Genomic DNA, 26,828 nt, shown 5'->3' with positions numbered 1-26,828 from the left:
CATGACGACCACCGCCGATCATCCCCCGGCCGGTCCGCGGACCGGCCCGGAGGAGATCACCACCGCGATGGCCTCGGCGGAGTTCCGCCGCGACCCGTACCCGCTCTACGCCCGGATGCGCCGGGAATCCCCGGTGCACCGCGGCGCGCAGGGCATCTGGTACCTCACCCGGTACGCGGACGTCGAGCGGGCCCTGGGCGACCTGCGGCTCTCCAACGACCGCGACCGGATGACCCGTGCCCTGGGTGCCCGTGACGGCAGTCTGCGGGACATCAGCCGGCTCACCGCGCGGCTCGGGCGCGTGATGAGCAACACCGATCCGCCGGAACACGCCCGGCTGCGCAAGCTGGTCAACAGGGCATTCACCGTCCGGCGTGTCGAGGCGCTGCGGGACCGCGTCCAGGCGGTCGTCGACCAGCTCGTCGACACGGCGCTGGCGGCGGGGCCGGCGATGGACGTGATCGCCGCACTCGCCTCGCGGCTGCCGCACTCCGTGGTCTGCGAGCTGTTCGGGATCCCGGACGGCGAGCGCGAACGTGTCAAGGAGTGGTTCCGCGCACTGGGCCGGATGACGGAGGACATCGACAAAGCCGTCGAGGTGGTGGACCAGTTCGAGGAGTACCTGATGTGGCTCGTCGGCCGGCGGCGGGAGGCCCCCGGGGACGACCTGATCAGCGGGCTCGTCGCCACCCAGGCGCGCGACGACCACCTCACCGATACCGAGCTCCTGTCCACCTGCTTCATGCTCATCACGGCGGGCGACGAGACCACCACCCACCTCATCGGCAACGGCACCCTCGCCCTTCTCCGCCATCCCGACCAGTTGGCCAGGCTGCGCGCGGATCCCACGCTGATCCGGCCGGCGGTCGACGAGCTGGTGCGCTACGACTCGCCGACACAGGCGATCGTGCGGGTCGTGGCCGAGGACGTGGAGTTCGCCGGGCACACCCTGGCCGCCGGGGACCTGGTGTATCCGGTCCTCGCCGCCGCCAACCGCGACCCCGAACGCTTCGAGGACCCGGACCGGCTCGACCTCACCCGCCCCGGCAACCGGCACCTGGGATTCGGCAACGGACCCCACTTCTGCCTCGGGGCGCCGCTGGCCCGCCTGGAGACCGAGCTGGCCCTCGGCACACTCGTCCGCCGGCTGCCGAACCTGCGCCTGGACACCGACCGGTTGGAGTGGCGCCCCAACCCGTTGCAGCGGCGCCTGGTCGCGCTGCCCGTCGCCTACTGAACATCCACGAACCACCGATCGAGGAGTCACCGCCATGACCCGGGAATTCCGGGTGCGCCGGGAACAGGACCTTCCGGCCACGCCCCAACAGATCTGGAATGCGGTCGCCACCGGAGCGGGCAACCTCGGCTGGCTCTATCCCATGGAGGTCGAGCCGCGCGTCGGCGGCGCCGTCACCCGCGGCCACGCCACCGTTGTCGAATGGGAGCCGCCGCACCGCTTCGCCTGCCGTTCCGAGGACGGCAAGGGCTTCTCCAACACGCTCAGCTACGCCATGGAAGCCCGGGACGACGGCGTCTCCCACCTGTCCATGGGGATCCACTGGGTGCACGAAGGAACCGTCGACGACGGCTGGGACACCCGCGCCGACGCCGCCGAGAAACACGTCGACTTCTACCAGCACAGCCTCGCCGAGTACCTGCGCCACTTCGAAGGGCGACGCGCCACCTACGTCAAGGCCGGCCGGCCCTCACCGCCGGCGCACTCCGACGTGTTCATCTCACTGCTGCGGCAGGCCGGCCTCACCCCCGGCGCCTCCGTCGGCGACACGGTGCGCTTCCTCGTGCCGGACGCCCTCGGCGGGCCGCGGGACGCCGTCGTGGACTACCTCAGCGGCGACTTCCTCGGCCTGCGCACCGACGACGGGCTCTACCGCTTCTTCAACGGGCAGACCTGGAACTGGCCGGTCTGGCTCGGCCACCACCTGTTCGCCGACCCCGTCGACGAGAAGCGGGCGACGCGGGAGTGGACGACATGGCTGGAGAAGGCGGCACCCTGATGGAGGCAGGCCAGATGTCCGAGGGAACACTGCTGTATTCCGCCGAGCTCATCCAGGAGGGCGGCAGCTACAAACTCGTCGTGACCGACCGTCTGCGCCACACCGTGCAGACCGCGTACGTCCCCAGGAGGGCGGTGGAGCAGCTGCCCACCTTCCTCTCCAAGCTCAACCCCAAGCAGATCAACGGGCTCCGGCAGTCATGACGGCCCACGACGACAAGAGATGGTTCCGTGTCCACCGGAGCGCGGAGGAGCCCAGGCTCCGACTGGTGTGCTTCCCGCACGCCGGCGGCACCGCACAGCTGTTCCACAACTGGCCGGCCCGGCTGCCGCGGGACGTCGAGGTGCTCGCCGTGCGGTACCCCGGCCGCCAGGACCGGCTCGCCGAGCCGTGCGTCGAGGACATGGCCACCCTGGCCGACGCGATCGAGGACGCCCTGCTCCCCCGGCTCGACCTGCCGTTGGCGCTGTTCGGGCACAGCATGGGATCCTGCGTCGCCTACGAGGTGGCCCAGCGGCTGGAGGCCCGCGGCATCGTCCCCCGGCGCCTGCTGGTCTCCGCGCGCGCCGCTCCCCACCGCGCCGGACACACCGCGCTGCACCTCGCCGACGACGACGCCCTCGTCGCCCGCGTGCGACAGCTCGGAGACCTGCACTCGGAGGCGTACGAGATCCCCGAGCTGCGTGAGCTGCTGCTGCCCGCCCTCCGCGCGGACTACCGGCTCATCGAGGGCTATCGGCCCCAACATCCCACCCCGGTCAAGGCACCGATCACCGCGTACGTCGGCCGGGACGACCGGAGTTGCGTACTCGACCGGGTGCTGGCCTGGTCCGAACTCGCCGCCCCGGGCTCCTTCGAGCTGCGCTCGTTCCCCGGCGACCACTTCTACCTCGTACCTCACGAAGCCGACGTGGTCGCGGACGTCGCCGGATATTTGTCCCCCGCGGCATGACGGTCCGTCGGGTGCGGAGTGCTCCGACAGGGGGAGGTGAGGCAACGCGCGCCGCCCTTGCGGCGGTGACCGGAGGCGGGGGCCGATGCCGCGGCACATGGCGCCCGCGGGGTTCCCAGGGGACGATGCCTGTGCCGGGCGCCGAGACGTACGGCTTCGGCGGCAGCGGCCACGGGGATCGGGACGGAGGGAACGATGCGACCGGACACACGCGCCATCGACGCGGCACTCCGGCTGCTCAGCCGGGACTGGGCGGGACTGGTCATCGCTCTGCCGCCGGCTGCTGTCGGCGCGTGGTGCGTCACTCTGGGCGGCGGGTGGAGGGTTCTCGGCGGAGTGCTCTGCGCCGCGGCCCTGGCGCTCGCTCTCGGGTCTCTTCGCCACCTTCTGCATGTGGCACGCGTACGGGTGAGGCATCCGCCACCCGGGCTGATGGTCGACGTAGGCGGTCACCGCATGCACATCCTCGCCGAGGGGGACAGGGGAACGCGTCCGACGGTGGTCTGGATGCCGGGCGGCCATGTCGGCGGGTACGCCCTGTACCCGCTGCACGCGTTGGCGCGGGAGCGGATGCGTTCGGTCCTGGTGGACCGGCCCGGCTCCGGCTGGAGCGACCCGGGCCCCTTCCCCCGCACGACGGCCGCCGAAGCCGTGGAACTGCTCACCGCGCTGGAGCGGAGCGGTGAGCAGGGGCCCTACGTCCTGGTGGGGCACTCCTTCGGGGGACTGCTCATGGCCAACGCCGCCAGGCGCCGCCCGGACCTCGTGGCCGGTCTGGTGCTGCTCGATCCGACCCCGCCCGACGCCATCGCCTTCGGCCCGCCGATCCCGGCCCTGCGGCATGCCCCGGGACAGCAGATCGGCATCGCGGTGCGCCGCCTCTTCGGCCTGCACACCCTCGCCGACAGGAACGGAGGAATCTCCTCCGAAGGTCCGGCGGAGGTCCTCTCCGCGGTCGAGACCAGGACCAGAGCGGCCTGCGCCGCCGCGTCCATCCTGCGAGAGCTGTCGCCGGACGGCATGACCAGAGACGGCTGGCACACGGTCGTGCACGACGGCGAGCTCGGTTCACTGCCGCTCCTCCTCGTGGCGCCGGGCGACCTGACCGGCGGCGACGAGATCTTCGACAAGGACGACGCGCGGGAGAACGCCCGGTTGCGGCACTTCTTCCTCACCGTCAGGGAACGGTTCCTCACGGCTTCCAGCCAGGCCCGGAGGGTCTACACCCCGGCGGGAACCGGTCACGATTTCCCGAACCAGGTGCCCGAGTTCGTCGTGCGGGTGGTGAGTTCGTTCCTGGACGAATGCGCGCCGGACGCGCCGCGCTCACCGTGAGCCGTCGCGGAACCGCGGTGGACCCCGGAGCACCTCCGCCCAATCGAATGAAAGGCGTCGGCGCCCTCGGGCGCCTCGGCCGAGGGCCGACTACGGTGTCTTTCGGTGGGGGTGGAATTCCTGCCCACTTCCTGCCCCACGCTGCCGGCCCGACGGGCCCGGCACGTGTGGCGGCGGGAGCCGTGCTGTGTACACAAGAGAGGGTTCACGCATGCCCCCTGTAGTACCCCCCTTCCTCATCGGCCTGATCGCGGGACCTCTGCTCGACAGAGTCGGCAAGCCGCTCCTGCGGGGCATCATCAAGACGTCGGTCGCTCTGACCCTGGAAGTCAAGCGTGCGGCCATCGAGGCGGGCGAGGAGATCCAGGAACTCACCGCCGAGGTGGCCGCCGGGCGCCTCGCGGCCCGTTCGCCCCGGACGCAGGGCGCCACAGCGGACTGAAGCATGGTCAGGGCCGGTTTCGGAGGTATCCGGAACCGGCCCTGACCTGTGACTGTCTCGTGCACCCGTGGGCGGGACGGCAGTCACGGGTGCATGGCGTCAGTCGGTATCGAGGCCGTCGATCAGGCGGTTGAGGAAACGGGCGAAGGTGGCGTCGGGGGTGAGGGGACGTCCGGGGGCGGAAAGGGCTTCGGCGAGTTCCGGATGGCGGCCGTCGGCGGCGACAGCGGCGAGGTAGCGGCCCTCGGCCGCGGCCCGGTCCGGTGATCGTGAGACCGCGGCCTGCGCGATCTCATGGGCGACGTGCCCGGCCACGAACGCGGTGATCTGGGCGAAGACCTCCAGCTTCGCCGCACCGTCCAGCCCGGTGGGCCGCAGGACGGCGAGCACGTGTTCCAGGATGGCCAGCGTGTTGGGGCCCGGAACGCGGCGGGTGGACAAGGCGGCAGGCAGCCAGGGGTGGCGCAGCATGTGGGCGCGCTGCAGTCGGGCCACGGTCTTCAGATCGGCACGCCAGTCGCCGCTGGGCGGGTTCGTGACCGTGAGTTCGCCGCTGACGTGGTCGACCATCAGTTCCAGCAGCGTCTCCTTGTCGGGGGCGTAGCTGTAGAGCGACATGACGCCCGCTCCGACCTCGGCGGCCACCCGTCGCATGGTGACCGCGTCGAGTCCTTCCGCGTCCGCGAGAGTGACGGCCGCCGCGGTGATCGCCTCCCGGCTGAAGGAGGGCCTGCGGCCCCTGCGGGGCTCGGTGGGACGCAGCCAGAGTTGTTCGGGATCGACGCTCTCGGCACGCGTGTTTCCGTCACCGGACACGGCCTCGCGCTCCTTCCCCTGATTGTTGCGGCGACTCCTGCCAAGGTCATCCAAGCATCCTCTATTCTCGTACATCGTACGGGAATAGAGGAGGGGAACGATGCCATCACGCACGCCCGACGCCGTGGCCGGACCGGCCTGGGTGCCACCCGCCGGAAAAACCGCCGCTTTCCTCCCGGATGATGAGGGCGACCTGGCGAGGTCTGCCGGCGAAACGGCATGAGGCCGGGTGGGAGCCGGGACTCCTGGTGCCTGCCGCCGACGGCAGCCCGTTGATCACCGACCACTACTTTCCGCGTGCCCAGGGCGACTTCCCCACCCTCCTGGTCCGCTCGCCCTATGGCCGAGGCCTGCCGTGGTCACCCGAGTACGGCCTTCTCTTCGCCGAACAGGGCTTCCACGTGATCCTGCAGAGCTGCCGCGGCACCGGAGGTTCGGGCGGCAGGTTCGATCTGTGGCGCAACGAGGCCGCCGACGGCCGGGCCACGGTCCTGCGGACCTGGTACCAGGACCACGCGCCGCGCGGCTCCGGCGGCTGGGCCGCGGCGCTCGCCGACCCCGCCGTCGGAGCCGCGCTCCAGCACATGCACGCCGAGCCCGCGACGGCCTGGACCGTCGAGCGGCTGAGCCGGCGGGCCGGTCTGTCCCGGGCCGCGTTCTCCCGGCGCTTCACCGAACTCGTCGGGCGCCCGCCGATGACGTACCTGAGCTGGTGGCGGATGACCACGGCCGGACGGATCCTCCGCAGCGACGCCGACGCGCCGCTCCAGACCGTCGCCGAGCGCGTGGGGTACCGCTCCGAGTTCGCCTTCAATCGAGCCTTCAAGCGCGAGTTCGGCATCAGCCCGGGCGCCTACCGGCGACAGGGCGCCGGCTCACAGAACCGCCGCCCCACTCCTCGGCCGGGCGTTGGCCGGGAGTGATCAGGAGACCCAAGGGGCTGATGGTCCGGTTCACCCGGTTCACCCGGTTCGTCGGGCCGGCGCGTCCTCCTTTTCGGCCGGTGGCGGCAGCCTCGGCCGGGATCTGCTGGAGAGCCTGGGCGAAGACACCGCTCAACGCGTAGCGACGGAAGCAGGTGTAGATCATTTGCCATGGCGCGGTAGTACTCGGAGGCTCGTGCGGGGTGCCGCGTCTGTTGTGCCTTCCTGCCGGGCGTTCAAGGGCAATCATGGCGGCATCGTCCTCCAGCCGGCCGCCCGCGTGTGCGAGCAGATCGGTGCGCAAGTGCTCCAGGAGTTCCTCTGGATGCTGCCCTCTCCAGGCGGCGGCGCGATCGGCGAGGGGGTAGAAGTCGCCGCGGGAGTTGCGGGCTTCGACCACGCCGTCGGTGTACAGCAGGAGCAGGTCGCCCTGCCCGAAGTCGAACGTGTCGACACGGTGACTGGGCTTGTCCAGCTGCAAGCCGAGCGGGAGGCCGGCCTGGTGCGCGCACAGTGCGGTGGCCTGTCCCTGGTGCAGCCGCAGCGGCGGAGGGTGACCGCAGTGGACGATCTGGACCGAGGGGGCATGGTCGGGGATGTCGATGAGTATCGCGGTGACGAAGCATTCCTGCGCCAGGTCGTCCTCACCGGGTTCGGCCAGATTCCAGCACACACTCGCGTCCAGGTAGGCGGTGAGTTCCGCCAGTCCCGTCTGCCGGTGCGCGGACCCTCGGAAGGCGCTCAACAGGAGCGCGGCGTCGCTCACGGCGGTCAGGCCCTTGCCACGGACGTCCCCGATGAGCAGCCGGGTACCGTCGGCGGTGCGGGCGGCCGCGTACAGGTCGCCGCCGATGTGCATCTCCCGCTCAGCCGCCAGGTACACCGCAGCCACGCGCAGGGGCCCCATCCGTGGGGGCAGCGGGCGCAGAACCAGGTTCTGGGCGATCTCGGAGACCTGACGCACCCGCGTCAGCTCCCGTACCTTCCGCTCTCGCGTCCCGGACAGAAGCGCGGCGAACGCCGTGGCCGCCACCACGGCGAAGAGCTGCGTCACGCGCTCCGCCGAGTGCAGGTCCTTGAGAAGGACGGCGAAAATCACCTGGTCCGCCAGGGCCAGCACCCCCGTCAGTGCGGTCAGCTTCGGCCCCAAGGTCACCGCAGCCAGCACCGGCGCGACGATCAGCAGCGGTCCGACGTGCGGGTGGCCGGGAGTGGCCAGGTTGACGGTGGTGATCACGACGATCAACGCAAGCGGAACGACAACGAGGCCACGCGTCTCGTACCACCGCCGACGGCGACCCGCAGGGCTTTTTCGGGAGGGCATACTCTCGTGTACCCGCTATCGCGGACCGGAGCTGATCATCGCCCCGCGTCGGCCGGCCCGCGTACCTCACTGAGCCTGGCAGCGACACCGGGCTCAAGCAGATGGGACGGATCACCGGGAACGAAGGACATCGTGGCCCACCTGCTTACGCAGGCCCGGGACGAAGGGGACGGCGAGTGCCCGGTCGGCCGGACCGGCGGGCGCTCAGCAGAGTCCGTCACGGAATCCGCCCGCCTGTCCGGGAGCAATAAGGAGACGGCATCGGTGCTGGTCACACGGTGGTTCGGGGTCCTGCGGCGCGGCGGAGCCGGTTGGCGATCGCCAGTCCCAGCCCCTCCTCCGCAGGCAAGGAGGCGACGATGAGGTCGCACCCCTGCTGGTCAAGCTCGCGCAGGAACCCGTACAGCCCGCGCGCGTAGGCGGCCATCGAACCGGGGACCGTCACCACGGCGTGCGCCTTCACCGGGGCGTCGGCGAAGGAGGCAGGAAGAAAAACGCCCACCTGCTGCCCCAGCTCTTGCGCGAGCTCCGCTTCGGCGACGACCTTCTCCGGCTCGACGAGGACGACCCGCGCTCGCGGCGCGTAATGGGACGGATGCTGGCCCGGCACCCGGACACGGCTCGTCGCGGGGACGGCGAGCGAGCGCCCCAGCACCGCTTCGAGGTCCTCGCGCGTCACCCCGCCGGGCCGAAGGATGCTCGGGGCATCGCCCGTGGCGTCGACGATGGTCGACTCGACACCGACCTCACAAGGACCGCCGTCCAGCACGAAGTCGACCGCCTCACCGAGCTCCGCACGGACGTGATCGGCCGTTGTGGGGCTGACCGAGCCGAAGCGATTGGCGGACGGAGCCGTGACACCGCCGCCGCAGGCCGCGAGCAGCGCGAGTGCGACGGGGTGGTCGGGCACGCGCACAGCCACCGTCTCCAGGCCACCCGTCGCTTCGAGGGGCACCCGGCGACCACGCCGCAGGACCAACGTGAGCGGCCCCGGCCAGAGGCGTTCGGCCAGTAGGCGCGCCGTCGCGGGCACGTCCTCGACCCAGTCGTCCAGATACTCGGCGCCGCCGATGTGGACGATCAGCGGATGGGAGGACGGGCGCCCCTTGACCTGGAAGGTGCGCGCGACCGCGGTGGGATCCTCGGCGTTGGCGCCCAGACCGTAGACGGTCTCGGTCGGGAAGGCCACCAGGCCCCCGGCACGGAGCACACCGGCCGCCTTCTCGATGTCACTGTTTGTTGCCGACACGCTCGCAATCCTAATTCCCTTGGAGCGGATCCGGCCGGACGGATCGCGTTGGCCAGACTGTTCGATGGGGAGCGCGACACCTTTTCGCAATCCAGGCCACTGACGACTTGTGAGAGAGCGCCGTCGCACGGAATCATCGGCCTGACCCGCTCCGCCGCCGTCGAATACGCCCAGCGTGGCATTCGGGTCAATGCGATCGCACCTGGCCCGATCGACGCCCCCTCAGCACAGGGCCTCTCTCCGGAGATCCGACGGCTCATCGCCGACAAGACCGCGCTGAAGCGAACCGGCACGGTGGAAGAGGTCGCCGCTGTTGCCGCTTTCCTCCTGTCGGATGAGGCGTCCTTCGTCACCGGATCCGTCTATGAAGTCAATGGCGGCCAGACTCAGCTGTGACCCTCGTACCCCGCTCCGGGGTGTGGCGTGCGGCGTTGGGCACCCGGCAAGGGCCGAAGGAGAGGACCTGGGCCTCAGCCGACCCGGTCGAGGACAGACGCCGGCGCGGCGCGCAGCTGTTCGTCCTCGCGGATCATCGCGTGGTCGGACCCGGAGACGACCAGGCGGCGGTCCCCGGTGGCGAGCGCGGCCAGCCGGTCGTGCTGCTCCGGCGTCAGGGCGGCGGCGCCGAGCGCCCGCAGAGCGTCGCAGGCGCCCTTGAGGTCGGCGCGGGTCTCGGCCGAGTGCAGCGCCGCCTCGGCGGGCCGGGCGCGGTCGAGACCGGCCGGATCGGCGACGGCGAGCAGCCCGAGGACGGCCGAGGGCGCTTGGGCCGGGTCGTCGAGAAGAGTGTGGAGCCGGGCGGTCAGCGGGCGCCCGGCCGGGCCGGGCACGGCGATCTCGCGGGCGGCGCGGGCGGCCGTCCAGTGGTTCGCCGACGCAGGAGTCCACGTCCACGTCCTGCGGCGGATCGCCGGTCATGGCTCGTTGACCACTTCAGTGCGCTGCGCGCGCCGCGCTCCCTGTTGAGCCCGAGCGTCATGACCCGCTGACGCCGGTCAAGCACGCCGGTTCTCAACTGGTCCCCAAGAATGACCAGGGGCCGGTTTCGGATGGCTCCGAAATCGGCCCTGATCTGCGACTGTTTCCAGTCGGGACGACAGGATTTGAACCTGCGACCCCTTGACCCCCAGTCAAGTGCGCTACCAAGCTGCGCCACGTCCCGGTGCGTTCGTGCGGTGGTTCGTCCGAACGTGCAGGTGAACCCTACCTTACGCGGGCGGGTGCGGCCGACTTCCGGCTATTCCTTCGCGCCCGTGTAGAAGGCGGTCGTGCGGCCGGCGGCCGTGCGGGCTCGTGTCGGGTCCTCGCCGCTCGCGACGTTGGCCTCGTACCACCCCTCGCTGCTCGCGGCGATGAACCGGCGGCCGTCCTCCGAGCCCATCCAGGTCATGGCCTCGCCGGAGTCGACCTGCGCGCCGCTCGACAGGTGGAGGGTCAGGCCGATGAGCATCATGTCCCAGCCGACCCCGACCGCGCCGGGCCCGTACTCGTCCCATTTGGCGTCGTCGATGCGGAACAGGTGGTCCAGCTCGAAGCGTGTGCCGCCGCCCTCCCGCGCGGTCAGGCGCAGCTCGATCCAGCTCGTCTCGTCGCCGTACTCCCAGGTCGCCGCGAAGGTCTCGGGCGGGTCGCAGCGCTCGATCGTGCCGCCGGCGTTGCCCTGGAGCTGGTAGCGGCCGCCCAGGCGGAGTTCACCCGTGACGGGGAGGAACCAGTGCGGGATGCGTTCGGGGTTGGTGCAGGCGTCCCAGACGTCCTCGACCGGGGCGTCGTAGTCCTGGTTCACGGTGACCACACGGGCCTCGGCCGCCTTGAAGGCACGGCGGCCGACCCGGCGGTGTACGGCGTCGATCTGCTGGGTCACGTCGATCATGGGGTGCTCCTCGGGGTGGTCGGCATCGCGCGGCCGGCGTTCACGCGTCCCGTCGGCCGACTCGGTGGCCAGTGCGTCAGCGGGTGCGGCGGGACGCCTCCGCGGTCTCCTGTTCATTGTCGACGTGCTGGGCGTAGACGAGGAAGTCGTCGACCATGCGGTGGAAGAGTGTCGCGAGCCGGCGCAGGTCCTCCGGGGACCAGTCGGCCAGGGCCACCTCCATGCCGCGGGCTCCGGCCTCCCGTACGCGGGAGATGGCGTCCCTGCCGAGGTCGGTGAGCTGGATGCGCTGGGCGCGGCGGTCGTCGGGGTCGGGGATCCGGGTCACATGGCCGGACCGCTCCAGTTGCTGCACCGTGCGCGTGACGTGGGAAGCCTCCACGCCCAGCCGGTTGGCCAGCTCCCCCGGCCGCTGCGGCTCGCAGTCGGCGATCTGCCGCAGCAGGGCGACCGCCGCCCGGTCCAGCGGCACACCCGCCAGACTCATCAGCCTCTCGTGCTGCCGGGCCCGTGTACCCAGATAGGTGATGCGCATCAGGGCGCGCTCGATCTCGGCCACTTCGGGCGAGACGGGTCCGGTGGGCAACGATGGAGTGACCATACGGGCAACTTTACCATATCATTGCCTTACTCAAGCAACTTGCTGCGTGCCGACCGAGCCGTGCCCGTGTCCCCCGGGACGTCCCCGCCGTCCCAGGGACACGGGGACCGCATCGCGAGGCTGCGGCACGGAAACGCTGGGCGGCATGTGGTCACGACGTGTGATCACAGGAACGACAGCCCGGAGGTTTCCATGATCCGACGGACCCTCGCCAGCGGTGTGCTGGCCGCGGTCGCGGCGCTCGCGCTCGTGCCCACGGCGGCCGACGCCGCTCCGGCCGGCCTCGGCTCGCGCCCGGCCGTGTCGGCGGCCGCCTCGCACCTGCTCCCCCCGCTGCTGCCCGAGCCCGCCCAGCCGGCGGGTCACGTCAACCGGTGGGCGACGCACCATCGTTCGATTCACTCCCTCGGACGCGTGGCCACGCACCGTCGGGCGCTGAACGTCCGCTCCGGCCCCGGCACCCGGTACCGGGTGGTCGGCGCCCGGCACGCACACCGTCTGGTGGCGCTGAAGTGCCGGACGCTCGGGTCCTGGGTGGACGGCACTCGGCAGTGGTACCGCCTGGCGCACGTGCGGGGTTACGTCTCCGCGCGCTACGTCCGGGCCCGGAACACCCTGCCCTGGTGCTGACGCACCGTCACGCACGGACGAGGTGACCGGCCGGCCCGTCCGGGGGCGGCACGCTCCCGGACGGGCCGTCGGCTCCAGGTGTGTCGGCGGCCTCACCCCGGGAAACCATCCCGACAACCGGGGCGAAACGCCCAAAGTGGGAACGTAGTCGGGAGCATCAGCATGCGGCAACCCCAAGGAACGGCGGCGTCAGCCGGGCAGTTGACGACAGCCCTGCGCGAGCTGCGGGACCGTACGGGTCTGAGCCTGGCGGCCCTGGCCGCGCGCACTCCGTACAGCAAGTCCGCCTGGCACCGCTATCTCACCGGGGCCAAGTACCCGCCCCGCTCGGCCGTGGAGGCGCTGGCACGGCTCTCGGGCGCCGATCCCGCCGCGGCGCTGGCCCTGTGGGACGCCGCGGACGCGACCCCGGCCCCGGCCCTTTCCACGGCCGCCGGGCCCGGGCCGGAGTCCGGCACGGGGTACGAATCCGAGTCCACGTCCCCACACCACTCCCGATCCGAGCCCCAGCCCCGGTCCGAGCCCCAGCCCCGATGGGCGCCCCAGCCGCAGTCCGAGTCCCGGCCGGCATGGGCAGGTCGGCTGCCGCTGCTGTCGGTTCTCGTCCTGCCGGCCGCGGTCACCGCGGTGGCCGCGGCGCTCCTCACGTCCTCCCCCGGCAGACCGGCGGGCGCCCGGGTCGTGATGGCGGCGCCACGGTGTCACGGCGCCTCCTGCCAGGGCGAGTTGCCCGAGGCCTCGGCCTGCGCCGGGGACGCGCGGACCCAGAGCGCCGTGGCCGGCGCGTCGTACACCGTGCGGTTGCGGTACTCGCCCTCCTGCCGCACCGTCTGGTCCCAGGTGCGGGTACGGGGCGCGGTCGCCCGGGAGATCTCCGTACGGGTGGGCGGGAACGTCCTGTCGGCCGCCTACGCCGCGGGCGACACCAGTGGCGACACGAGCCCCATGCTCGGCGTCTCCTCGCCACGGGGTGTGGAGGCCTGCGCCGAGGTCGAGGGGAAGCTGGCCTGCACCGGCCTGGACCCCGACGCGCCGGACCACCCGTGACGGCCCCCTGCCCCACGCGATGTCAGCTCGCGGCCAGGAGGTCCTGGGGTGAGCCGCTCGGCGCGGGGCGCTTCGGAGCGCGCAGGGCCGCGATGCCGATGAAGACCATGGAGGAGACGCCGGCCAGGGCGAAGGCGGTGAAGCCCCAGGAGCCGTGGTCGGCGGCCAGCAACTGGCCGCCCAGCCAGGGGCCGAAGACGGCGCCGAAGCGGCCCATGCCGGAGGTCCAGCCGACGGCGGTGGCACGGTTGCCGGGGCTGGAGCGGAGGGAGACCGTGAGCAGGGTCTGGGTCCACTCCCCGCTGCGGAAGAGCCCGGCCAGGGCGGCCCAGCGGTCGGTGCCCTCCTTGCGGGCGGGCGCCGCGGCCGCCCCGGGCGTAGTCGGTGACCATGCTGATCGCGGTGGGCAGCAGACCGCCGAGGCCGACGCCCGCGATGGTCCGGCCCAGGCCGAACACCGTGACGCTGCCGGCGACCGCGCACAGGCCGGAGGCCAGGGAGAACAGCGCGACACAGCAGACCATGAGCTTCTTGCGGCCGATCCGGTCGGCGACCGTGCCCGCGGTCAGCGCCCCGACGAGCATGCCGAAGGTGGCGTAGCTGCCGAGGTCGCCGGCCTGGCCGGGGGTGATCCCGAGGGCCTTCTGCTCCAGCATGTGCGGGAGCACCGAGCCGTAGACGAACATGTCGAGGCCGTCGAAGAGCACGGCCAGCCAGCACAGGCCGACGACCAGCGCGGCCAGTCTGCTGCCGCGCCCGGACAGGGCAGTGGAGGAGGACATCGTTGTTACCTCTCGTACGTGGGTGCGCCAGACGCTAAGGAGCCCGGGAAAAGTAGTCAACGTTTTTGTCAACAATCTCTGCGACAATCTGGCCACGGCTGCGCGGCCGGTGTCCTCCTGACGCGCGCCGGAACCGAGCGCGGGGCCGCGCACCATCGTGTGCGGCCCCGCGTTCGCCCCTTCCGCGGCCTCAGTCGACCGTCGGGGTCCCATGGGTGTGGAAGGACTCGATGGTCCGCAGGCCCCAGGCCTGGCCCTTGGCCCGCTCGGCCTCGGTCCAGGTGATCAGCGGCCAGTCGGGCGCCAGCACCAGCCGGGTGAGCGGGTTGCACAACTCGACGCGGTTGCCGCCCGGTTCGTAGACGTAGAGGAAGAACGTCTGCTGGATGGCGTGCTTGTGCGGGCCGGTCTCGATGAACACGCCGCTGTCGACGGCGAGATCGGCGGCGCGCAGGATGTCCTCGCGGGTGTCGGTGGCGAAGGCGATGTGGTGCAGCCGGCCGCTCGAACCCGTCCAGTCCTCGGTGTAGACGACGTCGTAGGACTTGTCGGTGAAGGTGAGCCAGCGGGCCGCGATCCTGCCGGAGTCCAGGCGTATCTGCTCGGTGGGCCTGGCGCCCAGCAACCGCTCCTGGAACTCGGCGTTGGCGAGCACGTCGGCGGCGAGGAAGTTGACGTGGTCCAGGCGGCGCACGCCCACGCCCCGGTTGGGTTTGGCCTGGGGCTGGTTCTTCAGCGCGGGTTTCAGCTCGTCGGGGGCCCGGTGGTGCTCGCTCTCCCAGTACAGCGCGTGCTCGTGCCCGTCCGGGTCGGTGGTGAGGTACAGCTTGCCGAGTCCGGGCTCGTCCTCCGTCCAGCGGCCGGGGCGGCCCGCCTCCTCGAGGGCCCTCACCCGGCGCTGGAGGGCCTCGTTGCTCGACGTCCGCAGGGCGAGCCGGCCCAGGCCCGGCCGGTCGCGGGCGGTGAGCACCAGGCTGTGGTGCTCGTAGTCGTCGAAGGTGCGCAGGTAGACGGTGTCGCCGTGCTGCTCGTTGACGGTGAGGCCGAGGTAGTCGGTGAAGAAGGCGACGCTGGCGTCCAGGTCCGGGGTGAACAGCTGGGCGTGGCCGATATGGGCGATGTCACGAAGGGGCGGAGCCATCGTTGCCTCCAGAGGGTCGGTCGGGGGTGGGGGCAGCCGGGCGGGGGAAGACCGTGCCGTCGAAGATCCTGCGCGCGGTGCGCACCACGGCGGCGCTGCGGGCAACGGGAGGGGCGCCACCGGCGCCGGGTACGACGTCGGTGGCGATCTCCAGGAATCCGGTGGGGTGTTCGATGCGTGTACGGTGGCCCGCCGCAGGTGGGCGTGCGATGCCCTCGGCCACACTGCCGGGGAGGGCGAGCCCGGCCGCCACGCTCGCGGCGCCGAGGACGCCGATGGAGGTGTGGCAGCGCACCGGGATGAAGGTCCGGGTGGTGACGGCGCCGCCGTTCCGGGGCGGCGCCAGCAGGCTCAGTTTGGGCACGGTGGCGGAGCCGACGTCGCCGAGGCCCATCAGCGGGCCGGCCGCCAGCCTGATCTCCCGCAGCCGGTCGGCCAGTTCGCCGTTCTCCTCCAGTTCCCCCGGGTCCTCGTAGCCGGTGACCTCCAGCGCGGTGGCGGGGATCAGCACGGTCGGCATGCCGTTGTCCACGCACGTCACCCCGGTACCGGCGATCGTGTCCCGGACCTGTCCGGTGGGCAGCAGCGGGCGGTCGGCGGCCGGGAACTCGATCAGTACGGGGGCGGCGGTGCCGGGCACCCCGGAGATCGCGGCGCCGCCGGTGTAGTCGACGCGTCCGCCGGGGGTGGGGAAGGTGGCGACCGCCGACTCCCCCGTGTTGCGCATCCGGATCCGTACCGAGGTCTCGCCGTCCCCCGCGGGCACGAGCCCGCGTTCGACGGCGAACGGCCCGACTCCGGCCAGGATGTTGCCGCAGTTCTGACGGTTGGTCACCTCTACCCGGTCCACGGCGACTTGGAGGAACAGGTAGTCCACGTCCGTCTCCGGTCCTGCGGAGGCGGAGACCACGGCGACCTTGCTGGTGAGCGGGTGGCCGCCGCCGAGGCCGTCGATCTGGCGCGGGTCGGGGCTGCCCATGATCCGCAGCAGCAGGTCGTCGCGGGCGGCGGGGTCGGCGGGCAGGTCCTCGGCCAGGAAGTACGCGCCCTTGGAGGTGCCGCCGCGCAGGAGCGCGCAGCGGACCCCGTCGGCCGCGGTCACTTCGCGGCTCCGTCCCGCACGTGGTCGTCGTACGCCTGCCAGGTCACGCCGAGCTTCGCGAGGGTGTCGCGCAACCCGTAGCGGTCCAGGCCTAGTTGGCCGTCCTGGAAGGCGGCCCGGGAGGCGGCCTCCTTGGCCTCCCGCGCCTCGGAGGCCACGACGGCACGCCGGGCCTGCTCGCGCGGTACGACCACCACGCCGTCGTCGTCGGCGAGGATGACGTCGCCGGGCCGGATCACCTGGCCGCCGATCGCCACGGGTACGTTGACCGAGCCGCCGGTCGCCTTCACGGTGCCCTGCGCGGACACGGCGGCGGCCCAGGCCGGGAAGCCCATCCCGCGCAGCTCGGCGACGTCCCTGACGCCCGCGTCGATGACCAGGCCGCGCACCCCGCGCCGCGTCAGCGCGGTGGCGAACAGCTCGCCGAACATGCCGTCGGTGGACGGCGAGGTGGTGGTGACGACGAGGATGTCGCCCTTGCCGCATTGCTCGACGGCGGCGTGGATCATGAGGTTGTCGCCGGGCCAGGACAGCACGGTCACGGCGGTTCCGGCGACCCGTACGCCCTCCTGGACCGGGCGCAGGCGCCCCGGGAGCAGGCCGGTGCGGCCCATGGCCTCGTGGACGGTGGCCACGCCGTACCCGGCGAGCGCCCGTACGTCCTCGGCGTCGGCCTTCGGCGGGTTGGTGACGATCACGCCGCTCATGCCAGCTCCTTCGTGACCTGCGGGTAGGGGCGCATGTAGGCCTCGGCCATGGTCTGTGCGGGAGGCCCAGGTTGGGTCCGGCGTTGCGCTTGAGCTGGACGCCGCGGCGGACGGCGAGGTCGGTGTAGTAGTCCCACAGGTGCCGCTGGGCGGCCAGGCACTCCATCGCCTTGCGCTTGGTCTCCCACACCTCGGTGATGTCCAGGAGCACTTCGGGCCGGAAGCCGCTCATCTCGGGCTGGTGCGGCTCGAAGTAGAAGACGGGCGGGGCGCCGATGATCTCGCCGGGAGCGGGATAGCCGATGGCCTGGGCGAGTACGCGGGCCTCCAGCGCCATCCGGTTGGCGGCCGGATGGTCGCCGTTGTACGGGTCCTCGACCGGGTGGGTGAGGATGACGTCGGGTTGGGTCTCGCGGCAGACGGCGACGAGCCGGTCGGTCAACTCGGCGGTGGGCACGAGGGGATAGTCGCCGGCGTCGAAGAAGCGGACCTCGGCGCCGAGGGTGGCGGCGGCCTGCTCGGCCTCCGCGCGCCGTATCTCCTTGATCTCCTCCAGGTTCCGGCCCTCGCGCCAGGCCTTGGCCGACTCGCCGCGCTCGCCGAAGGTCAGGCACGCGATGGTGACCTTCTCACCGCGTGCGGCGGCCAGGGCGATCGCTCCGCCCGCCCGCCACACGAAGTCCCCGGCGTGCGCGGTGACGACGAGTGTCGACCGTGGGGATGGGGTTCCCCCCTGCCCGGACGAGGCCGAGGGCTTGGGGGCCTGCGCACCCGCGTGCGTCATTGCTCATATCTCCTTGGTGGACAGGTGCGCCCACCACCCCGCGGCGGCCGTGCGGCGTATCAGTCGCGCAACGCGTCGATCACGCTGGTGAGGTGGGCGCGGACGGCCGTCTCGGCCGCCTGCGGATCCCTGGCCCCGATCGCCTCGATCATGGCCAGGTGCTCGCTCAGGGACTGCTGCGGACGTCCTGGCCGCAGCGCCAACTGGAAGCGGTGTCGCACCAGTTGGGCATTGAGTCGTTCCAGCAGTTCCAGCGCCGTGCGCTGGCCGGAGAACTCCCGGATCCGGGCGTGCAGTTCGTGGTTGAGGTCGGAGTACGTGACCGGCTCGCCCTCCTTCACGGCCTTCTCCATCGCCGTGCCGAGGTCGACGAGTTCGGACAACTGCTCGTCGCTCGCCGCGACGGCCGCCTTGGCCGCGCACAGCCCTTCGAGGACCATGCGGCACTCGGTGATCGCGACCGCTTCCTCCACGGTCACCACCCGCACCCGCGAGCCCCGGTTGCGGATCCGCTCGACCAGGCCCTGGGCCTCCAGATCGATCAGCGCCGCGCGGATGCTGGCCCGTGTCACACCGAACTGCTCGGCGAGCTCGTTCTCCACCAGCCGCTGGGCCGGTGCCATCTCGCCGTGCAGAATCGCCTGCCGCAGCCGCGCGAGCGCATGCTGTTTGGCCTGCTCTCCGCTGCTCGGACCGGCTTGGTTCGGCATTGCGCCCTCCCTGAGTGAGTGCCTATCGAACCTAAATCTAGCGAGACAAGATTGTCAACAATTTTGTTGGTCATATCGCCGTGCGAGGGCCGGCCCGCGTGTCCCGGCCGCGCGTGCCGGGCCAGGCCGCCGCCGGAAGCGACGAAGTGTCCCCCGACCAGGGCCGATCCCCTACACCCTGTCGGCCTTCCGGCGCCGTCCACCCCGGCTAGGGTCGCGGCATGACGCACAGTTTCGTTCTGCATGTCCCCGACGCCGACCTCGTGCCCGAGCCGCTCGAACCGGAGCAGATCGTCTCCGGGACGCCCGAGGTGACCGGCAAGGTGGTCTGGGAGTCGGCGGACGGCCGGCAGGTCCGCGGGATCTGGCAGATCACGCCCGGGGTCGTCACCGACACCGAGGCGGACGAGCTGTTCGTGGTGATCAGCGGCTCGGCGACCATCGAGGTCGAGGGCGGTCCGACCCTGCGCGTCGGCCCGGGCGACCTGGCGGTGCTGCGCGAGGGCGACCGCACGACGTGGACGGTGCACGAGACGCTGCGGAAGGCCTACGCGATCAACCTGTGAGGCCTGCCGGGGAGTTCAGCCGGCCGTCGGGTGCGGCGGCATGTTGTACGGGGTCACCACCTGGATCGCCGACGGAAGCGTCGGTCCGGCGGGCGGCAGGGCGCCGTGGGCCCGCATCACCAGGTGGCAGGCCTCCCGCAGGTCCTGGCGCAGATCGTGGTGGAGCACGGCGGACAGGCGGTGCTCGCGCAGCAGGCGGGTGTTGTCCTGGTCGAGGTCGTGGGCGATGAACACCGCGCACTCGCGGCCGAGGTCGGCGAAGGCCCGCAGGGTGGCGATGTTGCCGCCGCCGATCGAGTAGACGGCGCGGATCTCCGGGTCGCGCTCCAGGGCGGCCCGCACGAGGTCGTACTGCGTCGCGTCCAGGCCCTGTCCCTCGGCGATCTCCACCAGGACCCGCCGGGGGTGACGGGCGCGCATGGCGCCGCGGAAGCCCATCTCGCGTTCCTCCTCGTTGCGGAAGAAACCGCTGCTGAGGCTGGTGAGCACATTGCCGGGCCGGTCGCCGAGCCACTGGCCCATCAGGTACGCGGCCGTCGCGCCCGCCGCCCGGTTGTCGCTGCCCACGTAGCCGAGCCGGGCGCTGGCGGGCAGGTCGGTGACCAGGGTGACCACCGGGATGCCCGCCGCCACCAGCCGGCCGACCGCCGCGGTGACCTCGGGGACGTCCGGGGCCTTGAGGATCACGCCCTGCGAGCCGCGCCGCGCGATCCGGTCGAGGACGGCGACCTGCTCCCGCACCGGACCGGTCTCGCGGAAGTGGAAGCGGGAACGCACCACGGCCGGGTGGAGGGACGGCAGTTCGGCCTCCAGGGCGGCCCGCACGGCGGTGCTGAACCGCTCGGGCGCCTGCATCACGATGTCGAGCATGAAGGTGCGGCCCACCAGGCGGACCTGGGTGCGCTGCCGGTCGAGGTCGGCGATGGCCCGGCGCACCTCCCCCGCGGTGCTCTCCCGCACCCCGCCGCGGCCGTTGAGCACCCGGTCGACGGTGGCCTCGCTCAGCCCGGCCTGACGTGCTATCTCGCGGATCGGGAAGGGGTGTCCCATGCGCAGGCTCCTCGGGAAGGTCCTTGAGGGGTTTTTGATGGCTCGCCGCTGGTTGTTCGAGGCGTTTGTCATGACAAGAATGACAGGGCGCGACGGCCCTCGTGACCGAGTCGGCCGACAACCGAAAGGACGACGATGTCCGCCACTTCCGTACACCGCCGTGCCTGGCTGTCCGAACAGGACTGCGACCTCGGCCGGTTCCGCGCGCTCGTCGAGCGCGCGACCGACCCCGCCGGCTATCCGCACGCCTCGGCGGTGGACCGGGGCGTCCTCGTCTACGACGCCGACCGGCTGCGCGGGGCCCGGGACCGGCTCGCCCTGCGGGTCGAGCTGGTCCGCGCCCTGGACGAGGGCCCCGGCATCGTGGTGTTCCGGGGCGCCTTCCCCGACACCGCCGTGGTCGACCGGGCCGGCGCCGTCTTCCGCGCCCTGATCGCCGAGCAGCGCGCCTCGGGCGCGGGCGGCGGGGACCACTTCGCCAGGCCGGGCGCCAACGACCGGGTGTGGAACGCCCTGGAGAAGGCGGCGCTGCACGACCCGGAGACGTTCGCCGACTACTACGCCAACGACGTCCTGGCGCTGGTCTCCGAGGCCTGGCTGGGCCCCGGCTACCAGGTCACCTCGCAGATCAACGTGGTCAACCCGGGCGGCGCGGCCCAGACCGTGCACCGCGACTACCACCTGGGATTCCTGGCCAACGATGTCGCCGCCGCCTACCCGGCGCACGTCCACCGGCTCTCCCCGGCGCTGACCCTCCAGGGCGCGGTCGCGCACTGCGACATGCCCGTGGAGTCCGGTCCGACGATGTACCTGCCGTACTCGCAGCGGTACGAGCCGGGATACCTCGCCTGGCGACTGCCCGCGTTCCAGGCGTACTTCGAGGACCACCACGTGCAACTGCCGCTGTCCAAGGGGGACGCCGTCTTCTTCAACCCCGCGCTCTTCCACGCCGCCGGGACCAACCGGTCGGCGGACATCCGGCGCATGGCCAACCTGCTCCAGGTCTCCTCCGCGTTCGGGCGCGCGATGGAGACCGTCGACCGGGAGGCCGTCGCGGGCGCCGTCTTCCCCGTGCTGCTCAAGCGCAAGGCGGAGGGCGCCGACGCCGCGTGGCTGGACCGCGTCGTCGCCGCGAGCGCCGAGGGCTACCCGTTCCCCACCAACCTCGACAGCGATCCGCCCCTCGACGGTCTGGCCCCGCCCTCGCAGGCGGACCTCGTACGGCGGGCGGTGCGCGAGGAGTGGACACCGGACGCGCTGCGTACGGAACTGAGGGCCGCCGCCGAGCGGCGTGAGAGCTGAGGACGGTCATGGGACTTCTCGACGGATCCGCGGACGGCCTGCTCCACGGCAGGGTCGTCCTCGTCAACGGCGGCAGCCAGGGCGTGGGGGCCGCGATCGCGCGGGCCGCCGTCCGCGAGGGCGCCGTCGTCGCCGTGACCGGGCGGCGGGCCGGGCCGGGCAGAGGCCCTGGTGGCGGAGCTGACGGCCGCCGGGGGCACGGCGATGTACGTCCGGGCCGACCTGGCCGACGCCGAACAGGCCAAGGGGTCGGTGGCACGGGTGGTCTCCGCGTACGGGCGGATCGACTGCCTGGTGAACTCCGCGGGGCTGACCTCGCGCGGGACGCTCCTCGACACCACGCCCGAGTTGTTCGACGCGCACATCGCGGTGAACCTCAAGGGACCGTTCTTCGCGATGCAGGCTGCGGCGGCCGACATGGTGGCGCGCGGGGCGCCCGGCACGGTCGTCAACATCATCACGTCCTCGGCGCACGGCGGGCAGCCGTTCCTGGCGCCGTACGTCGCCGCCAAGGCCGGTCTGGTAGGCCTGACCCTCCCCACGCTCGCCTTCGCTCCCGCGGGGGCGCCCCCATCGCCGCACACGCCCACCGCCACGACCGGGTGCGGATCAACGGCCTGAACATCGGCTGGACCGCGACCGAGGGCGAGGACGCCCCCCAGCGCGCCTTCCACGGCGCCGGCGACGACTGGCGCGAGCGGGCCACGGAGCGGCTGCCGATGGGCAGGCTCGGGCAGCCGGACGAGATCGCCGACTTCGTGGTCCTGCTGCTGTCCGAGCGGTCCGGGGTGGTCACCGGTTCGGTGATCGACTGGGACCAGAACATGCTCGGCGGACTGGACTGAGCTGGACTGGACTCGACCGGACCGAACCGAACCGACGTACTGCCGCACCACCGCGCACCACCCACGCACCACCCACGCACCACCCACGCACCAAAGGAGCATCAGCCCCCATGCGCATCGGAATCCTCGGCCTCGGCCGGATCGGCGCCTTCCACGCCGAGACCCTCTCCGGACTCGACGCGGTCGAGTCGCTCGTCGTCGCCGACCCGTTCACGGACGCCGCGAAGGCCGCCGCCGAGCGGTTCGGGGCCGAGGTGGCCGACTCGCCCGAGGCGGTGCTCGCCGCCGGGGTGGACGGTGTTGTCGTGGCCGCGGCGACCGACGCCCACCCGGCGCTGATCCTCGCCGCCGTCGACGCCGGGATCCCCGTCTTCTGCGAGAAGCCGGTGGCCCGCACCATGGCGGAGGGCGTCGAGGTCCTCAAGGCCGTCCAGGACGGCGACGTGCCCGTGCAGATCGGCTACAACCGCCGCTTCGACGCCGGTTTCGCCGCGGCCCGCGCCGCCGTGCGGGGCGGCGAGCTCGGCAGGCTGCACACCGTACGCTCGACCACCCTCGACCCGGCGCCGCCGCCGGCCGCGTACATCGCCGCCTCCGGCGGGATCTTCCGGGACTGCTCGGTGCACGACTTCGACATCATCCGCTGGGTGACCGGGCGGGAGGTGACCGAGGTGTACGCCGTCGGCGGCAACCGGGGCGCCGGCTACATCAGGGAGGCGGGCGACGCCGACACCACCGGGGCCGTGCTCACGCTGGACGACGGAACGATCGCCGTGGTCTCCAACAGCCGCCACAACGCCCGCGGTTACGACGTCCGCATGGAGCTGCACGGCTTCGAGGACTCGATCGCCGTCGGCCTGGACGACAAGCTGCCGGTGCGCTCCGTCGAACCCGGGGTGACCTTCCCCGCCGGCACCCCGCACGACTTCTTCATGGACCGCTTCGCCGCCGCCTACCGCGCCGAACTCACCGCGTTCACCGAGGTCGTGGCCGGCCGGCTGCCCTCCCCGTGCACGGTCGCGGACGCCCTGGAGGCCGGCTGGATCGCCGAGGCGTGCACCCTGTCCCTCCACGAACACCGTCCGGTACGTATCGAGGAGGTACGAACCGTCTGACCCAGCGGGCCTCGACGCGACCCCGGGGCTACGGGACCTCGGGGCTACGGGCCCGTGCTCGTCAGGGCCGCGCGTTCCCGGGCCGCGCGCACGGCCGCCGCGAGGGTGCTGATGTCGTAGGCGCCGTGGTGGCGGCGGCCGTTGACGAAGAAGGTCGGGGTGCCGGAGACGGCGCTGAGATCGGCCGACTCCACGTCGTCGGCCACCCGCTGCGCGCCCGCCCGCGCCCGCAGGTCCCGGCGGAAGCGGTCCACGTCGAGGCCGACCTGTCCGGCGTAGCGCAGGAGGTCCTTGGGGCTCAGGTCGCCCTGGTGGCTGATCAGGACGTCGTGCATCCGCCAGAAGCGGCCCTGGCGGGCGGCGGCCTCCGCGGCCTCGGCGGCGAGCTGCGCGTTCGGGTGGACGTCGGTCAGCGGCAGGTGCCGCCAGACATAGCGCACGTCGTCGCCGAAGTCGGTGAGCAGCTCCCGCACGACCGGCTCGGCGAGTCCGCAGTACGGGCACTCGTAGTCGCCGTACTCGACCAGCGTCACCGGGGCGTCGAGCGGCCCGCGGACGTGGTCGCGCTCGGGGTCGACGGGCTCACCGAGGTCGACGATGACCCGGCCGCGGCCCAGCAGCGCGCGGGCCCGGCTGCGCGGGGGCAGCAGGGAGAGGGCCCCGGTCACCAGCCAGGTGACGGCGAAGGAGCACAGGACGGTCGCCAGAATGCCGATCTTCGCCTCCTCCAACCGGGTCCCCCGGAAGGCGAGGGTGGCGATCAGCAGGGACACGGTGAAGCCCACCCCGGCCAGACCGCCGCCGGCGGCGATGGCGCCCCAGCCGATCGGCGGGCGCAGCCGGCCGCGGCTGAGCCGTACGGCGAGCCAGGTGGAGCCGGCGACGCCGATCGGCTTGCCGAGGACGTAGCCGAGCAGGATACCGAGGGTGACGGGTGAGGTGAAGGCGTCCGCGAGCCGGGCCGCGCCGAGCGGGAGACCGGCGTTGGCCAGCGCGAACAGCGGCACGATCAGATAGCTGGTCCAGGGGTGGAGCATGCGCTGGAGCCGCTCGTTGGGCGACAGCGCGGTGGCCAGGCCCCGGCGCAGGGTGCGTTCCAGCTCGGGTGTGGGCTGCTCGCGGAAGCGGCGGAAGAGCCGGCTGGCGCGTTCCAGGGCGTGCCGCCGGGCGGGGTGGGCGTAGGTGAGCAGGCCCATGACCAGCCCGCTGACCACCGGATCGACGCCGGAGCGCAGCAGCGCGCCCCACAGGACCAGGGCGACCAGCGCGTACACGGCGGAGATCCGTACGTCGGCCAGCCGCATCGCGATCAGCAGGGCGAGGACACCGAAGGCGGTGAGCAGGGCGGGCACGTAGAGGGTGCCGCTGTAGGCGAAGGCGATGACGGCGAGGGCGAGGAAGTCGTCGGCGACCGTGACGCCGAGCATGAAGACGCGCAGGCCGCCGGGGAGCCGGGAGCCGAAGACGGCGAGGATGCCGAGCGCGAACGCCGTGTCGGTGGACATGGCCGCGCCCCATCCCCGGGCGGTGACGTGGCCCGCGTTGAGGGCCAGGTAGATCGCCACGGGTACGGCCATGCCGCTGATCCCGGCGATCGCCGAGAGGGCGAGCCGTCTGCGCTCTCTCAGCTCCCCGATGTCGAACTCCCGGCGGGCCTCCAGGCCGACGACGAAGAAGAACAGCGCCATCAGCCCGCTGTTGATCCACTCCCGCAGTCCCAGGGAGACCCCGGTCGAGCCGACCATGAGGGACACGTGGGTGCGCCAGAACGACTCGTACGTGCCGGGTGCGGCGTTGGCCCACACCAGGGCCGCGACGGCGGCGGCGAGCAGTACCGCGGCGCTGCCGGTCTCGGTGCGCAGGAAGGCGCGCAGCGGGCCGTGCGCGCCGGCGCCGCAGGCGGTCTGCCCGCTCATGGGCGGTGGCGCCGTCGGTGTGGTCGGGTCCCGGGACACGTCGTCAGTTCCTGGAGTGGCCGGTCACCGGGCGGCCGCCCGGGGCGGCAGGTCGAAGACGTGCCCGGGGGTGACGATCTTCGTGATCGCCCGGCCGAGCAGGGCGCTGGGCTCGGTCCCCGTCTCGTCGATGTCGCTGTTGAGCAGGACGACGAGGGTCGTGCGCGCCGTGGGGAGGTGGACGGTGAGGGACTCGTAGCCCGGCAGGGAGCCGTTGTGGCCGATCCAGCCGCGCACGTCGAAGATGCCGAGACCGTATCCGGCGCCGGGGAACGAGGTCGGCTGTGTGGCGAGCCGCTGCTTCTGGGAGGCGGGGCTGATGAGCCTGGTGCCGTCGGGCAGGACGCCCGTGGCGACGGTGCGCGCCCAGACGCGCAGGTCGTCGAGGTTGGAGACCATCGCCCCGGCCGCCCAGGCCCAGGAGGGGTTCCAGTCGGCCGCGTCCCGCACCTCGCCGTTCGCGGTCTGGTTCGTGTAGCCCTGCGCGTGCGGGCGCGGGAAGCGCGCCCCGGCCGGGAAGAAGGTCTGGTCGAGTCCGGCCGGGCGCAGTACGTGGGTGGAGATGTAGTCCGCGAGCGGCCGGCCGCCGGCCTTTTCGACGACGAGGCCGAGCAGGACGAAGTTGGTGTTGCTGTAGTCGAACCTCCGGCCCGGCGGGAAGAGCGGGGGGTGTCTGAAGGCGTAAAAGAGCAGTTGCTGCGGGGTGACGTCCCGGCACGGATCGGAGGTCAGCGCCTTGCGGAAGTCCGCGTCCGCCGTGTAGTCGAACAGTCCGCTACGCATCCCGGCGAGCTGCCGCAGGGTGATCCTGTTCCCGTTCGGCACGCCGGTGACGTATTTGCCGACGGGGTCGTCCAGGCGCACCTTGTGCCGGTCCACGAGGTGCAGCAGCGCGGTCGCGGTGAAGGTCTTGGTCTCGCTGCCGATCCGCATGTACAGGTCGGGCGACATCTTCCGTCCGGTGCTCTTGTCGGCGACGCCGAAGGACTTGACGTACTCGCCCTGGTCCGGTGTCCACAGCCCCACGGTCACCCCGGGCACCCCCGCCTGCCGCATGACGCCCAGCACGGCCCGGTCGAGCTGCCGGACCACGTCGGGGCTCAGTCCGCGCACTCCGGTCGGTGACATGCCCGCGGGCGCGGTGGCCGTGACGGCGCCGGGGCGGGCGGCGGGACCGGCGGAGGCGGTCCCGCCGGCGAGCGGCACCACGAGGACTCCGACGGCGGTCGCGGTGACGACAGCCCGTCGCAGTCGTGGACACGCGTGGGTCATGCGCCGGCTCCAAGCGCCTGGGAACGAGCCGGCGGCCGTCCCGGACGAGCGGGGGGACGAGGGACACCGCCCTGCCTTCCACGGCGACCCACGCCGCCCCTCAGCTTAAAGGCGTCGCCACGGCCCCGCCTGTCGACCCCGCGGCACCCCCACGGCGCAGCCCTTCGGCAACGCGGCGAGGCGCGACCCCCGGGTCACGGGGCGCGACGCCGCCTGCCAGTGCTGCGACCGGAAAGGTTCACCGGCTCGCGACGCCCGGCACGGCACCGCCCTACGGTCACGAGGCAAGG

26 protein-coding genes, 1 tRNA gene and 3 pseudogenes are annotated in these 26,828 nt (G+C 72.2%); 14 read left to right on the top strand and 16 right to left on the bottom strand.

Annotated features, from left to right (window positions below; translation table 11 throughout):
* Position 1 precedes the first annotated feature (1 nt).
* From ACIP4X_RS21730 to ACIP4X_RS21705, 6 genes are all read left to right on the top strand, one after another.
* Positions 2 to 1,237, top strand: a complete 1,236-nt coding sequence (locus ACIP4X_RS21730; protein WP_358730593.1) for a cytochrome P450 — start codon at positions 2 to 4, stop codon at positions 1,235 to 1,237.
* 34 nt (positions 1,238 to 1,271) lie between these two features.
* Positions 1,272 to 2,015 (top strand): SRPBCC domain-containing protein, encoded by a 744-nt coding sequence (locus ACIP4X_RS21725; RefSeq protein WP_358730591.1) that lies wholly within the window; start codon positions 1,272 to 1,274, stop codon positions 2,013 to 2,015.
* Positions 1,991 to 2,218: a hypothetical protein gene (locus ACIP4X_RS21720; RefSeq protein ID WP_358730589.1), complete on the top strand. Its 228-nt coding sequence runs from the start codon at positions 1,991 to 1,993 to the stop codon at positions 2,216 to 2,218. Before ACIP4X_RS21725 ends, ACIP4X_RS21720 begins: the two co-directional genes overlap by 25 nt.
* On the top strand, positions 2,215 to 2,967 hold the full coding sequence (locus ACIP4X_RS21715; protein ID WP_391454658.1) for an alpha/beta fold hydrolase: 753 nt from the start codon (positions 2,215 to 2,217) through the stop codon (positions 2,965 to 2,967). The genes ACIP4X_RS21720 and ACIP4X_RS21715 overlap by 4 nt, the downstream gene beginning before the upstream one ends.
* Before the next feature lie 195 nt (positions 2,968 to 3,162).
* Positions 3,163 to 4,302 (top strand): alpha/beta fold hydrolase, encoded by a 1,140-nt coding sequence (locus ACIP4X_RS21710; RefSeq protein WP_391454659.1) that lies wholly within the window; start codon positions 3,163 to 3,165, stop codon positions 4,300 to 4,302.
* Between the two features lie 211 nt (positions 4,303 to 4,513).
* Positions 4,514 to 4,744 carry a DUF5132 domain-containing protein gene (locus ACIP4X_RS21705; protein ID WP_358730583.1) on the top strand — a complete coding sequence of 77 codons (231 nt, stop codon included), beginning with the start codon at positions 4,514 to 4,516 and terminating at the stop codon, positions 4,742 to 4,744.
* Between the two features lie 99 nt (positions 4,745 to 4,843).
* Here ACIP4X_RS21705 and ACIP4X_RS21700 read toward each other — a convergent pair whose 3' ends face one another.
* Positions 4,844 to 5,560 (bottom strand): TetR/AcrR family transcriptional regulator, encoded by a 717-nt coding sequence (locus ACIP4X_RS21700; protein WP_358730581.1) that lies wholly within the window; start codon positions 5,558 to 5,560, stop codon positions 4,844 to 4,846.
* A 248-nt stretch (positions 5,561 to 5,808) separates the two neighbouring features.
* Between ACIP4X_RS21700 and ACIP4X_RS21695 the strand changes: the two genes are divergently transcribed.
* Entirely contained in the window at positions 5,809 to 6,483 is a 675-nt protein-coding gene (locus tag ACIP4X_RS21695) for a helix-turn-helix domain-containing protein (RefSeq protein WP_391454660.1), read from the top strand.
* On the opposite strand, the gene ACIP4X_RS21690 is transcribed toward ACIP4X_RS21695, so the two are convergent.
* Together ACIP4X_RS21690 and ACIP4X_RS21685 are read right to left on the bottom strand one after the other, a co-directional pair.
* Positions 6,401 to 7,720 carry a PP2C family protein-serine/threonine phosphatase gene (locus tag ACIP4X_RS21690; protein WP_401350027.1) on the bottom strand — a complete coding sequence of 440 codons (1,320 nt, stop codon included), beginning with the start codon at positions 7,718 to 7,720 and terminating at the stop codon, positions 6,401 to 6,403. The two genes, ACIP4X_RS21695 and ACIP4X_RS21690, sit on opposite strands and share 83 nt — an antisense overlap.
* A gap of 358 nt (positions 7,721 to 8,078) precedes the next feature.
* Positions 8,079 to 9,056 (bottom strand): L-threonylcarbamoyladenylate synthase, encoded by a 978-nt coding sequence (locus ACIP4X_RS21685; protein ID WP_358730576.1) that lies wholly within the window; start codon positions 9,054 to 9,056, stop codon positions 8,079 to 8,081.
* 48 nt (positions 9,057 to 9,104) lie between these two features.
* Here ACIP4X_RS21685 and ACIP4X_RS21680 point away from each other — a divergent pair, with 48 nt between their 5' ends.
* Complete coding sequence (locus tag ACIP4X_RS21680) at positions 9,105 to 9,452, top strand: SDR family oxidoreductase (protein ID WP_391454662.1); 348 nt, start codon at positions 9,105 to 9,107, stop codon at positions 9,450 to 9,452.
* 74 nt (positions 9,453 to 9,526) lie between these two features.
* On the opposite strand, the gene ACIP4X_RS21675 is transcribed toward ACIP4X_RS21680, so the two are convergent.
* The 4 genes from ACIP4X_RS21675 to ACIP4X_RS21660 form a co-directional block, all read right to left on the bottom strand.
* Positions 9,527 to 9,886, bottom strand: a complete 360-nt coding sequence (locus ACIP4X_RS21675) for a hypothetical protein (RefSeq protein ID WP_391454663.1) — start codon at positions 9,884 to 9,886, stop codon at positions 9,527 to 9,529.
* A 258-nt stretch (positions 9,887 to 10,144) separates the two neighbouring features.
* A tRNA-Pro gene (locus ACIP4X_RS21670) sits at positions 10,145 to 10,218 on the bottom strand.
* A 75-nt stretch (positions 10,219 to 10,293) separates the two neighbouring features.
* On the bottom strand, positions 10,294 to 10,929 hold the full coding sequence (locus ACIP4X_RS21665; RefSeq protein ID WP_358730571.1) for an SRPBCC family protein: 636 nt from the start codon (positions 10,927 to 10,929) through the stop codon (positions 10,294 to 10,296).
* 76 nt (positions 10,930 to 11,005) lie between these two features.
* Positions 11,006 to 11,530: a MarR family transcriptional regulator gene (locus ACIP4X_RS21660; protein ID WP_358730569.1), complete on the bottom strand. Its 525-nt coding sequence runs from the start codon at positions 11,528 to 11,530 to the stop codon at positions 11,006 to 11,008.
* 192 nt (positions 11,531 to 11,722) lie between these two features.
* Between ACIP4X_RS21660 and ACIP4X_RS21655 the strand changes: the two genes are divergently transcribed.
* Complete coding sequence (locus ACIP4X_RS21655; protein ID WP_391454664.1) at positions 11,723 to 12,160, top strand: SH3 domain-containing protein; 438 nt, start codon at positions 11,723 to 11,725, stop codon at positions 12,158 to 12,160.
* Between the two features lie 162 nt (positions 12,161 to 12,322).
* Entirely contained in the window at positions 12,323 to 13,207 is an 885-nt protein-coding gene (locus ACIP4X_RS21650; protein WP_358730565.1) for a DUF2690 domain-containing protein, read from the top strand.
* A gap of 22 nt (positions 13,208 to 13,229) precedes the next feature.
* Here ACIP4X_RS21650 and ACIP4X_RS21645 read toward each other — a convergent pair.
* The 6 genes and pseudogenes from ACIP4X_RS21645 to ACIP4X_RS21620 form a co-directional block, all read right to left on the bottom strand.
* Positions 13,230 to 13,989: pseudogene (locus tag ACIP4X_RS21645) on the bottom strand (MFS transporter).
* A gap of 190 nt (positions 13,990 to 14,179) precedes the next feature.
* Positions 14,180 to 15,130 carry a VOC family protein gene (locus ACIP4X_RS21640; protein WP_401350019.1) on the bottom strand — a complete coding sequence of 317 codons (951 nt, stop codon included), beginning with the start codon at positions 15,128 to 15,130 and terminating at the stop codon, positions 14,180 to 14,182.
* Entirely contained in the window at positions 15,111 to 16,232 is a 1,122-nt protein-coding gene (locus ACIP4X_RS21635) for a 4-oxalomesaconate tautomerase (RefSeq protein ID WP_401350016.1), read from the bottom strand. Before ACIP4X_RS21635 ends, ACIP4X_RS21640 begins: the two co-directional genes overlap by 20 nt.
* Positions 16,229 to 16,939, bottom strand: coding sequence for a 4-carboxy-4-hydroxy-2-oxoadipate aldolase/oxaloacetate decarboxylase (locus tag ACIP4X_RS21630; RefSeq protein ID WP_401350013.1), 711 nt, complete (start codon positions 16,937 to 16,939; stop codon positions 16,229 to 16,231). The genes ACIP4X_RS21635 and ACIP4X_RS21630 overlap by 4 nt, the downstream gene beginning before the upstream one ends.
* A pseudogene (locus ACIP4X_RS21625) lies at positions 16,936 to 17,723 on the bottom strand (PIG-L deacetylase family protein). The gene ACIP4X_RS21630 and the pseudogene ACIP4X_RS21625 overlap by 4 nt, the downstream one beginning before the upstream one ends.
* A 59-nt stretch (positions 17,724 to 17,782) precedes the next feature.
* Positions 17,783 to 18,433: a GntR family transcriptional regulator gene (locus tag ACIP4X_RS21620; protein ID WP_358730556.1), complete on the bottom strand. Its 651-nt coding sequence runs from the start codon at positions 18,431 to 18,433 to the stop codon at positions 17,783 to 17,785.
* A 221-nt stretch (positions 18,434 to 18,654) separates the two neighbouring features.
* Here ACIP4X_RS21620 and ACIP4X_RS21615 point away from each other — a divergent pair, with 221 nt between their 5' ends.
* A complete protein-coding gene (locus ACIP4X_RS21615) occupies positions 18,655 to 18,999 on the top strand; it encodes a cupin domain-containing protein (protein WP_100570100.1) in 345 nt (114 codons plus the stop codon).
* Between the two features lie 15 nt (positions 19,000 to 19,014).
* Here the strand turns inward: ACIP4X_RS21615 and ACIP4X_RS21610 are convergent, their stop codons facing one another.
* The gene (locus ACIP4X_RS21610; protein ID WP_358730554.1) at positions 19,015 to 20,049 is read right to left on the bottom strand and encodes a LacI family DNA-binding transcriptional regulator; all 1,035 of its coding nucleotides are present in this window, start codon (positions 20,047 to 20,049) and stop codon (positions 19,015 to 19,017) included.
* A 135-nt stretch (positions 20,050 to 20,184) separates the two neighbouring features.
* On the opposite strand from ACIP4X_RS21610, the gene ACIP4X_RS21605 reads away from it, so the two are divergent.
* From ACIP4X_RS21605 to ACIP4X_RS21595, 3 genes and pseudogenes are all read left to right on the top strand, one after another.
* The gene (locus ACIP4X_RS21605) at positions 20,185 to 21,351 is read left to right on the top strand and encodes a phytanoyl-CoA dioxygenase family protein (RefSeq protein WP_391454669.1); all 1,167 of its coding nucleotides are present in this window, start codon (positions 20,185 to 20,187) and stop codon (positions 21,349 to 21,351) included.
* Between the two features lie 8 nt (positions 21,352 to 21,359).
* Positions 21,360 to 22,196: pseudogene (locus ACIP4X_RS21600) on the top strand (SDR family oxidoreductase).
* Positions 22,197 to 22,306: 110 nt separating this feature from the next.
* Positions 22,307 to 23,311 (top strand): Gfo/Idh/MocA family oxidoreductase, encoded by a 1,005-nt coding sequence (locus tag ACIP4X_RS21595; RefSeq protein WP_391454670.1) that lies wholly within the window; start codon positions 22,307 to 22,309, stop codon positions 23,309 to 23,311.
* Positions 23,312 to 23,355: 44 nt separating this feature from the next.
* Here ACIP4X_RS21595 and nhaA read toward each other — a convergent pair whose 3' ends face one another.
* Positions 23,356 to 25,227, bottom strand: coding sequence for a Na+/H+ antiporter NhaA (gene nhaA, locus ACIP4X_RS21590; protein WP_358730549.1), 1,872 nt, complete (start codon positions 25,225 to 25,227; stop codon positions 23,356 to 23,358).
* Positions 25,228 to 25,290: 63 nt separating this feature from the next.
* Positions 25,291 to 26,538: a serine hydrolase domain-containing protein gene (locus ACIP4X_RS21585; protein ID WP_358730547.1), complete on the bottom strand. Its 1,248-nt coding sequence runs from the start codon at positions 26,536 to 26,538 to the stop codon at positions 25,291 to 25,293.
* Positions 26,539 to 26,828: the final 290 nt, after the last annotated feature.

It is taken from the genome of Streptomyces sp. NPDC088817 (assembly GCF_044750345.1).
GTDB lineage: Bacteria > Actinomycetota > Actinomycetes > Streptomycetales > Streptomycetaceae > Streptomyces.
This window is presented reverse-complemented; position numbering and strand designations above follow the sequence as displayed.

Coding starts and splice junctions, on each gene's coding strand:
- ACIP4X_RS21730 (WP_358730593.1), top strand. CDS start 2: ATGACGACCACCGCCGATCATCCCCCGGCCGGTCCGCGGACCGGCCCG.
- ACIP4X_RS21725 (WP_358730591.1), top strand. CDS start 1,272: ATGACCCGGGAATTCCGGGTGCGCCGGGAACAGGACCTTCCGGCCACG.
- ACIP4X_RS21720 (WP_358730589.1), top strand. CDS start 1,991: ATGGCTGGAGAAGGCGGCACCCTGATGGAGGCAGGCCAGATGTCCGAG.
- ACIP4X_RS21715 (WP_391454658.1), top strand. CDS start 2,215: ATGACGGCCCACGACGACAAGAGATGGTTCCGTGTCCACCGGAGCGCG.
- ACIP4X_RS21710 (WP_391454659.1), top strand. CDS start 3,163: ATGCGACCGGACACACGCGCCATCGACGCGGCACTCCGGCTGCTCAGC.
- ACIP4X_RS21705 (WP_358730583.1), top strand. CDS start 4,514: ATGCCCCCTGTAGTACCCCCCTTCCTCATCGGCCTGATCGCGGGACCT.
- ACIP4X_RS21665 (WP_358730571.1), bottom strand. CDS start 10,929: ATGATCGACGTGACCCAGCAGATCGACGCCGTACACCGCCGGGTCGGC.
- ACIP4X_RS21660 (WP_358730569.1), bottom strand. CDS start 11,530: ATGGTCACTCCATCGTTGCCCACCGGACCCGTCTCGCCCGAAGTGGCC.
- ACIP4X_RS21655 (WP_391454664.1), top strand. CDS start 11,723: ATGATCCGACGGACCCTCGCCAGCGGTGTGCTGGCCGCGGTCGCGGCG.
- ACIP4X_RS21650 (WP_358730565.1), top strand. CDS start 12,323: ATGCGGCAACCCCAAGGAACGGCGGCGTCAGCCGGGCAGTTGACGACA.
- ACIP4X_RS21640 (WP_401350019.1), bottom strand. CDS start 15,130: ATGGCTCCGCCCCTTCGTGACATCGCCCATATCGGCCACGCCCAGCTG.
- ACIP4X_RS21630 (WP_401350013.1), bottom strand. CDS start 16,939: ATGAGCGGCGTGATCGTCACCAACCCGCCGAAGGCCGACGCCGAGGAC.
- ACIP4X_RS21620 (WP_358730556.1), bottom strand. CDS start 18,433: ATGCCGAACCAAGCCGGTCCGAGCAGCGGAGAGCAGGCCAAACAGCAT.
- ACIP4X_RS21615 (WP_100570100.1), top strand. CDS start 18,655: ATGACGCACAGTTTCGTTCTGCATGTCCCCGACGCCGACCTCGTGCCC.
- ACIP4X_RS21610 (WP_358730554.1), bottom strand. CDS start 20,049: ATGGGACACCCCTTCCCGATCCGCGAGATAGCACGTCAGGCCGGGCTG.
- ACIP4X_RS21605 (WP_391454669.1), top strand. CDS start 20,185: ATGTCCGCCACTTCCGTACACCGCCGTGCCTGGCTGTCCGAACAGGAC.
- ACIP4X_RS21595 (WP_391454670.1), top strand. CDS start 22,307: ATGCGCATCGGAATCCTCGGCCTCGGCCGGATCGGCGCCTTCCACGCC.
- nhaA (WP_358730549.1), bottom strand. CDS start 25,227: ATGAGCGGGCAGACCGCCTGCGGCGCCGGCGCGCACGGCCCGCTGCGC.
- ACIP4X_RS21585 (WP_358730547.1), bottom strand. CDS start 26,538: ATGACCCACGCGTGTCCACGACTGCGACGGGCTGTCGTCACCGCGACC.